This is a genomic window from Variovorax sp. 01T439_2 (assembly GCF_056398445.1).
Genome location: NZ_JBFTPJ010000160.1, coordinates 1 through 8,174 on the forward strand (window position 1 = coordinate 1; position 8,174 = coordinate 8,174).

At 67.6% G+C, this 8,174-nt stretch carries 6 protein-coding genes; all 6 read left to right on the forward strand.

What is annotated here, in order from left to right:
• The coding region (locus AC1DOC_RS10200) for an ABC transporter permease subunit (protein WP_478129760.1) at positions 1 to 590 on the forward strand (590 nt) is incomplete at its 5' end.
• The gene (locus AC1DOC_RS10205) at positions 587 to 2,221 is read left to right on the forward strand and encodes an ABC transporter ATP-binding protein (RefSeq protein ID WP_018904986.1); all 1,635 of its coding nucleotides are present in this window, start codon (positions 587 to 589) and stop codon (positions 2,219 to 2,221) included. The genes AC1DOC_RS10200 and AC1DOC_RS10205, both read left to right, overlap by 4 nt.
• Positions 2,222 to 2,240: 19 nt before the next feature.
• Positions 2,241 to 3,440 (forward strand): YbfB/YjiJ family MFS transporter, encoded by a 1,200-nt coding sequence (locus tag AC1DOC_RS10210; RefSeq protein WP_012747849.1) that lies wholly within the window; start codon positions 2,241 to 2,243, stop codon positions 3,438 to 3,440.
• A 169-nt stretch (positions 3,441 to 3,609) separates the two neighbouring features.
• Positions 3,610 to 4,248: a ribosome maturation factor RimP gene (gene rimP / locus AC1DOC_RS10215; RefSeq protein WP_012747850.1), complete on the forward strand. Its 639-nt coding sequence runs from the start codon at positions 3,610 to 3,612 to the stop codon at positions 4,246 to 4,248.
• A 17-nt stretch (positions 4,249 to 4,265) separates the two neighbouring features.
• Positions 4,266 to 5,750 (forward strand): transcription termination factor NusA, encoded by a 1,485-nt coding sequence (gene nusA / locus AC1DOC_RS10220; protein WP_012747851.1) that lies wholly within the window; start codon positions 4,266 to 4,268, stop codon positions 5,748 to 5,750.
• A gap of 24 nt (positions 5,751 to 5,774) precedes the next feature.
• Positions 5,775 to 8,174 (forward strand): translation initiation factor IF-2 (gene infB / locus AC1DOC_RS10225; protein WP_478129761.1); only part of this gene is annotated, 2,400 nt, incomplete at its 3' end.

Here is an 8,174-nt window from a genome sequence, read left to right on the forward strand (position 1 = left end):
GCCTGGCGCTGACCGTCATCGGCACCGTGCTGGGCGTGGCGGCGGGGGCGGTGCAGGGCTACTTCGCGGGCAAGATCGACCTCGCGTTCCAGCGCTTCATCGAGATCTGGGCATCGATGCCCGAGCTCTACCTGCTGATCATCTTCAGCGCGATCTTCGCGCCCAGCGTGGCGCTGCTGCTGATCCTGCTGAGCCTGTTCGGCTGGATGGGCCTGGCCGACTACGTGCGCGCCGAATTCCTGCGCAACCGCCAGATGGACTACGTGCGCGCCGCTCGGGCGCTGGGCGTGGGCAACCTGCAGATCATGTGGCGCCACATCCTGCCCAACAGCATGGTGCCGGTCGTCACATTCCTGCCGTTTCGCATGAGCGCGGCCATCCTGGCGCTCACTTCGCTCGATTTCCTGGGCCTGGGCGTGCCGCCGGGCACGCCGTCGCTCGGCGAACTGCTGAGCCAGGGCAAGGCCAACATCGACGCCTGGTGGATCTCGCTGTCGACCTTCGGCGTGCTGGTCGTGACGCTGATGCTGCTCACCTTCATGGGCGACGCGCTGCGCGATGCCCTCGATCCGCGGAAGACCGACAAGTGAGCCAAATCAAGCATCTCCAGCCGCTGCTGGACGTGAAAGAGCTGCGCGTGGCCTTCGGCGGCAAGGAGGTGGTGCACGGCATCGACTTCCGCATTGCCGCGGGCGAGAAGCTCGCGCTGGTCGGCGAATCGGGTTCGGGCAAGACCGTGACGGCGCTGTCGCTGCTGCGCCTGGCGCAGAACGCCGACGTGGCCGGCGCCGCGACCTTGTTCGGCTCCGCAGATGCGCCAAGCGGGCGCGACCTGCTCTCGATTCCGGAGCGTGAGCTGCGCGGCATCCGCGGCAAGGAGATCGCGATGATCTTCCAGGAGCCGATGACCGCCCTCAACGCGCTCTACACCGTGGGCGACCAGATCGCCGAGGTGCTCGAACTGCACGAGGGCCTGTCGGCGCGCGCGGCCCAGGCGGCCGCCGTGCAGCTGCTGGCCGACACCGGCATTCCGGAGCCGGCGCGGCGGGCGAGGGCGTTTCCGCACCAGCTCTCGGGCGGCCAGCGCCAGCGCGCGATGATCGCCATGGCGCTCGCCTGCAAGCCGCGCCTGCTGTTGGCCGACGAGCCGACCACCGCGCTCGACGTCACGGTGCGCGCGCAGATCCTCGAGTTGCTCGCCGATCTGCAGCGCAAGCATGGCATGGCCGTGCTGCTCATCACGCACGACCTCAACCTGGTGCGCCGCTTCGCCGACCGGATTGCCGTGATGGAAGACGGCCACGTGGTGGAGCAGGGCGCCGTGGCGGCCGTGTTCGAGGCGCCGCAGCACGCCTACACCCGCAAGCTGATCGACAGCCACCCGGAGCGCGATGTCATCGCCGTGCCCGCGGGTGCCGGCGCGCGGCCGGTGCTCGAGGCCACCGGCCTGTGTGTGAGCTACCCCGTGCCGCGGCCCGGTTTTGCCGGCTGGTTCCGCAAGGGCGAATTCATTGCGGTGCAGAACGCGGATTTCCGCATCGCACCGGGCGAAACGCTGGGCGTGGTCGGCGAGTCCGGATCGGGCAAGTCCACGCTGGCGCTGGCCGCCCTCGGGCTGCTGAAGCACCAGGGCGCGCTCAAGGTGGACGGCAAGGGCTGGGCGGTGGACCGGAGTTCCGACCTGGCCTTGCGCCGGGTCATGCAGGTGGTTTTCCAGGACCCGTTCTCCTCGCTCTCGCCGCGCATGACGGTCGAGCAGATCGTGGGCGAGGGGTTGCGCGTGCACGCGCCTGAGCTCGACACGGCGCAGCGCCGCGCGCGGGCGCTGGCAGCGCTGGCCGACGTGGGCCTGGGCGAGGCGCAGTTTCCCTCGCTGCTCGACCGCTATCCGCACGAGTTCTCGGGCGGACAGCGCCAGCGGCTCGCGATTGCGCGCGCGCTCATCGTCGACCCGCAGCTGCTGGTGCTCGACGAGCCCACCAGCGCGCTCGACGTGACCATCCAGAAGCAGGTGCTGGGCCTGCTGCAGCGCCTGCAGCGGGAGCGCGGCCTGAGCTACCTGCTGATCACGCACGACGTGGAGGTGATCCGCGCCATGGCGCACCAGGTCATCGTGATGAAGGACGGCGCCATCCTCGAAGCCGGCGCCGTGGAGCGCGTGCTCGACGCGCCCGAGCACCCCTACACCAAGAAACTGGTGGCCGCCGCGCTGCTGGAATAGAACAACGGAATCGCAAGAAATGTCGGATATCGGACGAGACAGGCGCGGCGCCTGGCGCGCGGCACTGGCGTGCATGGTGACCTTGGCCGTTGCCATGGGCCTGGGGCGCTTTGCCTTCACGCCCATGCTGCCGATCATGCTGCACGAGGGAAAGCTCCAACTCGAGGCCGGCGGCGTGCTGGCTTCGCTCAATTACCTTGGTTACTTTCTGGGCGCGGTCAGTTGCGCGGCCATCGGCATCCAGGCCAAGCGCATGGTGCGCGGCGGCCTGGTGGCCACGGCCGCGCTGCTGGTGGGCATGGGGGTGCTCCACAGCTTCACGAGCTGGGGCATCCTGCGCACCGCGGCCGGCGTGATGAGCGCCTGGGTCTTCGTCTTTGCGTCCGGCTGGGGCCTGCGGCGGCTCGCCGAGACCCATTCCCCGGCGCTGGCCGGCGTGATCTACACCGGCCCCGGCATCGGCATCGCGATGACCGGCCTGCTCGGCGGCGCCCTGGGGCGCTGGGGTTCCGAGGCGGGATGGATCGGCCTGGGCCTGCTGGCGGTGGTGCTGGTGGTGCTGATCTGGCGCGTGTTCGATGATGGCGAACTGCCCTCGGGGCAAGGCTCCGCGGGCGCGCCTTCCGCCCAGGCCGGTGCGGCCGCGTCGCCTTCCGCACGCAGCGACGCCGTCTGGCTGGTCGCGCTCTATGGGCTGGCGGGCTTCGGCTACATCATCACCGCCACCTTCCTGCCGGTGATCGCGCGCCAGGCACTGCCGGGCTCGCCGTGGCCCGACTTCTTCTGGCCGCTGTTCGGGCTGGCGATCATCCCCGGCGCGCTGATCGGCGCCCGCGCGCCCGTGCACTGGGACAACCGGTTGCTGCTGGCCGCGGCCTATGCGCTGCAGGCGCTGGGCGTGGTGCTGTCGGTGGCCTGGCCCACCATCACCGGCTTTGCGCTCGGCAGCCTGCTGCTGGGCATGCCTTTCACGGCAATCACCCTTTTTGCGATGCGGGATGCGCGCCGGCTGCGCGGCAATGCCGCGGCCGGACTGATCGGCTATGCGACCGCTTCCTATGGCGTCGGGCAGATCATCGGCCCGCTGTTTGCGGCGCCGCTGGCCCAGCGGACCGGGTCTTTCGAGCTCCCGCTGCTGGTGGCGGCCGCCGCATTGGCGCTCGGATCGGTGCTGTTTGCCGTCGTCTGGTCAAAATCCCGGCGCAAAGTGGCGCTTTGAGCAGCCCAAGCCACTTCATTTATCACGGGAATAGCATATAATTCGAGGCTCACGACCAAACGGGCGGGTACCAACCGCCCGTTTTTTTTGGTCTATGCAATTTCGATGCGTGACACCCGTGGCGGGCGGGTGGCACGCATAAGCATTTTTACAAGGCAAATTCAAACACGTGGCATTGCAGCAGACAGTGGAACAAACCGTTGCCGGTCTCGGCTACGACCTGGTCGAGATCGAACGCTCGGCCGGGGGATTGCTGCGCGTGACAATTGATTTGCCCTGGACTGCCCCCACATCGGAAGCTGTGGCTGCAGGCATTCCCGAACCCTTCGTGACGGTCGAGGATTGCGAGAAGGTCACGCGCCAGTTGCAGTTTGCGCTCGAGGTCGACGGTGTCGATTACAAGCGGCTCGAGGTTTCCTCGCCGGGTATTGACCGTCCGCTTCGCAATGAGCAGGATTTCGAGCGTTTCGTGGGCGAGGTGATCGACATCACGCTCAAGGCGCCCATGGGTGCCGCGGCGGCGGGGCAGGTGTCTGCCACCCGCAAGAAGTTTCGCGGCACGCTGGAGCGCGTGGCGGGGGCCGACGGGGCCCCGGGCTGGCAAATCGTCTGGAGCGATGCGCCGGAGCCCAAACCGGGTCAAAAAGTCAGCAAGAAGCGCGCGCCTGCAAAGTTGCATGCGCTGGGTTTCGTGCTGGATGAGCTGCGCGATGCGCGGCTCGCGCCAATTGTGGATTTCAAGGGCCGCAAGGCCAAAACCCAACCGGGTTTTTCGGATATTGACGACGGAACCAACGTTCCGGACTGACTAGAGGAGTGGGTGGCATGAATCGCGAAATGTTGATGTTGGTGGATGCGATCTCGCGCGAGAAGAACGTCGAGCGCGACGTGGTTTTCGGCGCGGTCGAGTCCGCGCTGGCGCAAGCCACCAAGAAGCTCCACCAGGGCGACGTGGACATCCGCGTCTCGGTCGACCGCGACAGCGGCGACTACGAAACCTTCCGCCGCTGGCACGTCGTCCCCGACGAAGCCGGCCTGCAGCTGCCCGACCAGGAAATCCTCCTGTTCGAAGCCAAGGAAGAAATGCCCGACATCGAGGTCGGCGAGTACATCGAGGAGGCGGTGGACTCGGTGCCGATCGGCCGCATCGGCGCCATGGCGGCCAAGCAGGTCATCCTGCAGAAGATCCGCGACGCCGAGCGCGAGATGCTGCTCAACGACTTCATGTCGCGCGGCGACAAGATCTTCGTGGGCACCGTCAAGCGACTGGACAAGGGCGACATCATCGTGGAGGCCGGCCGCGTCGAAGGGCGCCTGCGCCGCAGCGAGATGATCGCCAAGGAAAACCTGCGCAACGGCGACCGCGTGCGGGCCATGATCATGGAAGTCGACCTGACGCTGCGCGGCGCGCCGATCATCCTGTCGCGCTCGGCGCCCGAGTTCATGATCGAGCTGTTCCGCCAGGAAGTGCCCGAGATCGAACAGGGCCTGCTCGAAATCAAGAGCTGCGCCCGCGACCCSGGTTCGCGCGCCAAGATCGCCGTGCTCTCGCACGACAAGCGTGTCGACCCGATCGGCACCTGCGTCGGCGTGCGCGGCACCCGCGTCAATGCCGTGACCAACGAGCTCGCCGGCGAGCGCGTGGACATCGTGCTGTGGAGCGAAGACCCGGCCCAGTTCGTGATCGGCGCCCTGGCCCCGGCCAACGTGTCGTCGATCGTGGTCGATGAAGAAAAGCACGCCATGGACGTGGTGGTCGACGAGGAAAACCTCGCCATCGCCATCGGCCGCGGCGGCCAGAACGTGAGGCTCGCCTCCGATCTGACCGGCTGGAAGATCAACATCATGGACGCCAATGAATCGGCCCAGAAGCAGGCGAGCGAAACCGACGCCAGCCGCAAGCTGTTCATGGAAAAGCTCGACGTCGACGAGGAAATCGCCGACATCCTGATCTCCGAGGGCTTCAACAGCCTCGAGGAAGTCGCCTATGTGCCGATCTCCGAAATGCTGGAGATCGAAGCCTTCGACGAAGACACCATCAACGAGCTTCGTTCGCGCGCCAAGGATGCGCTGTTGACCATGGAAATCGCCAAGGAAGAGGGCGTCGAGACCGTCTCGCAGAATCTGCGCGACCTCGAAGGCCTCGACCCCGAGCTGATTCCCAAGCTGGCCGAGGCGGGTGTGCACACCCGCGACGACCTCGCCGACCTCGCGGTCGATGAACTCACCGAGATCACCGGCCACAGCGCCGATGACGCCAAAGCCCTCATCTTGAAAGCCCGCGAACATTGGTTCGCCGGCCAAGAGTGATGGTCATGGAGGCACGAAACCAATATGTCCAGTACCACTGTCGCCGAGTTCGCGAACGAGCTCAAGAAGACTCCCGAAACCTTGCTTGACCAGCTCAAGAGCGCAGGCGTGCCCAAGGCGGCACCCACCGATGCACTCACCGAGGCTGACAAGCAGCGCCTGCTCGGCTTTCTCAAAGCCAGCCATGGCACCGCCGAGCCCGAGCGCAAGAAGATCACGCTGACGAAAAAGTCGACCAGCGAGATCAAGCAGGCCGACGCCACCGGCCGCGCCCGCACCATCCAGGTCGAGGTGCGCAAGAAGCGCACCTTCATCCAGCGCGACGACGGCCACCCGGCCACGCCCGAAGTGCAACCGGTGGCCGAAGCGCCCGCCGCGGCGCCCGCCGCACCCCGCATCGACGAAGCCGAACTGGCCCGCCGCGAGGAAGAGGCGCGCCGCCAGGCCGAGCTGATCCGCCGCCAGGAAGAAGAACTGGCCGAGAAGCGCCGCCTGCGCGAAGAAGCCGAAGCCCGCGAACGCGAACAGGCCGAGAAGGCCGAGCGTGCAGAGCAGGCCGAGCAGGAAGCTGCGCGCATCGCTGCAGAGAAGAAGGCCGCTGACGCAGCCGCGGCCGCGCCCGCCAAGGAAGCGGCCAAGCCGGCTGCTGCGCCTGTTGCAGCCGCTGCAGCCGCCGCCGAACAGCAGGCCGCCGACACCAAGCTGGCTGCCCAGACCGCCGCCACGCAAGCCAAGGAAGACGCCAAGGCCAAGGCCGCCGCCGAATCGAAGGCCCGTGCCGACGAGGAAGCCGCCCGCGCCAAGGACCTGGACGAGCGCCGCCGCAAGGCCCTGGCCGAAGCCGAAGCCATCCGCGCCATGATGAACGCACCGGCCCGCGTGCTGGTGCCGCACAAGGCGCCCGAGAAGCCGCAGCCCGAAAAGGCTGCGGTCAAGGGCACGCTGCACAAGCCGGCCGCGCCCGCAGCGCGCCCCGGCGCGCCGGCCGCACCGGGTGCTGCCGCAGCCCCCGGCGCCGCCGGTGCCGGCAAGGAAGTCAAGTCGGCCAAGCTCTCGTCGAGCTGGGCGGGCGATCCTGCCAAGAAGAAGGAAATCAAGACCCGCGGCGATGCCAGCGGCGGTGTCGGCCGCGGCAACTGGCGCGGAGGCCCGCGCGGCCGCCGTGGCAGCAATGACCGTGGAGGCCACGAAGAGCACGTGCAGGCCGCACCGGTGGAGGCGCGCATTCTCGAAGTGCACGTGCCCGAAACCATCACGGTGGCCGAGCTCGCGCACAAGATGGCCGTCAAGGCACAGGAAGTCATCAAGCAATTGATGAAGCTGGGCCAGATGGCGACCATCAACCAGTCGCTGGACCAGGACACCGCCATGATCCTGGTGGAGGAAATGGGCCACAACGCGGTCGTTGCCGCGCTGGACGACCCTGAAGCCTTCACCGACGAGGACGTGTCGGCGCAAACCGCCGAAGCCCTGCCGCGCGCACCGGTCGTGACCGTCATGGGCCACGTCGACCACGGCAAGACCTCGCTGCTCGACTACATCCGCCGCGCCAAGGTTGCAGCGGGCGAAGCCGGCGGCATCACGCAGCACATCGGTGCCTACCATGTGCAGACCGAACGCGGCATGGTGTCCTTCCTCGACACCCCGGGCCACGAGGCCTTCACGGCCATGCGTGCCCGCGGTGCGCAGGCCACCGACATCGTCATCCTCGTGGTGGCGGCCGACGACGGCGTCATGCCGCAGACCAAGGAAGCCATCAAGCACGCGAAGGCTGCGGGTGTGCCGATCGTGGTTGCCATCAACAAGATCGACAAGCCCGATGCCAGCCCGGACCGCGTGAAGCAGGAACTGGTGGCCGAAGAGGTGGTGCCCGAAGAGTACGGCGGCGACGTGCCGTTCGTGCCGGTGTCCGCCAAGACGGGCCAGGGCATCGACGACCTGCTCGAGCAGGTGCTGCTGCAGGCCGAAGTGCTGGAACTCAAGGCGCCGGTGGATGCCGCCGCCAAGGGCCTGGTCATCGAAGCGCAGCTCGACAAGGGCCGCGGCCCGGTCGCGACCGTGCTGGTGCAGTCCGGCACGCTCAAGACCGGCGACGTGGTGCTGGCAGGTTCGACCTATGGCCGCGTGCGCGCCATGCTCGACGAAGACGGCAGGACCATCAAGTCGGCCGGCCCGTCGATCCCGGTCGAGATCCAGGGCCTGACCGAAGTGCCCCAGGCGGGCGACGAGTTCATGGTGATGAGCGACGAGCGCCGTGCGCGCGAAATCGCCACCTACCGTGCCGGCAAGTTCCGCAACACCAAGCTGGCGAAGGCCCAGGCCGCGAACCTGCAGAACATGTTCACCGACCTCTCGGCCGGCGAAGTGCAGACGCTGCGCATCATCATCAAGGCCGACGTGCAGGGCTCGCAGGAAGCGCTGGCC